This is a genomic window from Pseudoalteromonas sp. NZS100_1, from assembly GCF_015864285.1.
Classification (GTDB): domain Bacteria; phylum Pseudomonadota; class Gammaproteobacteria; order Enterobacterales; family Alteromonadaceae; genus Pseudoalteromonas; species Pseudoalteromonas arctica.
The window spans coordinates 1-1735 of record NZ_JADYXN010000075.1; the positions used below are offsets into that span (position 1 = coordinate 1).

1 rRNA gene is annotated in these 1735 nt (G+C 50.7%); it reads left to right on the top strand.

Annotation, left to right across the window (positions count from 1 at the left end):
• Positions 1-151 precede the first annotated feature (151 nt).
• A 16S ribosomal RNA gene (locus I6F66_RS20540) occupies positions 152-1687 on the top strand.
• The last annotated feature ends 48 nt before the right edge of the window (positions 1688-1735 follow it).

Below are 1735 nucleotides of genomic sequence, written 5' to 3' on the forward strand. Positions count from 1 at the left end.
GTAGCGAGGCAAACAAATTAGAGTCTCAATTGAAAACTGAGTGACCAACAGAATAGTTATTTCGGTAATTATTCGGCACAGTCAATTCAATATCGAAAGATATTAAAATAAATTCAGAATTCATTGAGCTGTCGAAAGACATAAAACTTTTTAATTGAAGAGTTTGATCATGGCTCAGATTGAACGCTGGCGGCAGGCCTAACACATGCAAGTCGAGCGGTAACAGAAAGTAGCTTGCTACTTTGCTGACGAGCGGCGGACGGGTGAGTAATGCTTGGGAACATGCCTTGAGGTGGGGGACAACAGTTGGAAACGACTGCTAATACCGCATAATGTCTACGGACCAAAGGGGGCTTCGGCTCTCGCCTTTAGATTGGCCCAAGTGGGATTAGCTAGTTGGTGAGGTAATGGCTCACCAAGGCGACGATCCCTAGCTGGTTTGAGAGGATGATCAGCCACACTGGGACTGAGACACGGCCCAGACTCCTACGGGAGGCAGCAGTGGGGAATATTGCACAATGGGCGCAAGCCTGATGCAGCCATGCCGCGTGTGTGAAGAAGGCCTTCGGGTTGTAAAGCACTTTCAGTCAGGAGGAAAGGTTAACGGTTAATACCCGTTAGCTGTGACGTTACTGACAGAAGAAGCACCGGCTAACTCCGTGCCAGCAGCCGCGGTAATACGGAGGGTGCGAGCGTTAATCGGAATTACTGGGCGTAAAGCGTACGCAGGCGGTTTGTTAAGCGAGATGTGAAAGCCCCGGGCTCAACCTGGGAACTGCATTTCGAACTGGCAAACTAGAGTGTGATAGAGGGTGGTAGAATTTCAGGTGTAGCGGTGAAATGCGTAGAGATCTGAAGGAATACCGATGGCGAAGGCAGCCACCTGGGTCAACACTGACGCTCATGTACGAAAGCGTGGGGAGCAAACGGGATTAGATACCCCGGTAGTCCACGCCGTAAACGATGTCTACTAGAAGCTCGGAGCCTCGGTTCTGTTTTTCAAAGCTAACGCATTAAGTAGACCGCCTGGGGAGTACGGCCGCAAGGTTAAAACTCAAATGAATTGACGGGGGCCCGCACAAGCGGTGGAGCATGTGGTTTAATTCGATGCAACGCGAAGAACCTTACCTACACTTGACATACAGAGAACTTACCAGAGATGGTTTGGTGCCTTCGGGAACTCTGATACAGGTGCTGCATGGCTGTCGTCAGCTCGTGTTGTGAGATGTTGGGTTAAGTCCCGCAACGAGCGCAACCCCTATCCTTAGTTGCTAGCAGGTAATGCTGAGAACTCTAAGGAGACTGCCGGTGATAAACCGGAGGAAGGTGGGGACGACGTCAAGTCATCATGGCCCTTACGTGTAGGGCTACACACGTGCTACAATGGCGCATACAGAGTGCTGCGAACTCGCGAGAGTAAGCGAATCACTTAAAGTGCGTCGTAGTCCGGATTGGAGTCTGCAACTCGACTCCATGAAGTCGGAATCGCTAGTAATCGCGTATCAGAATGACGCGGTGAATACGTTCCCGGGCCTTGTACACACCGCCCGTCACACCATGGGAGTGGGTTGCTCCAGAAGTAGATAGTCTAACCCTCGGGAGGACGTTTACCACGGAGTGATTCATGACTGGGGTGAAGTCGTAACAAGGTAGCCCTAGGGGAACCTGGGGCTGGATCACCTCCTTATACGATTTAGAACTTATTTGTTCGTAGTGTCCACACAGATGATTGTTA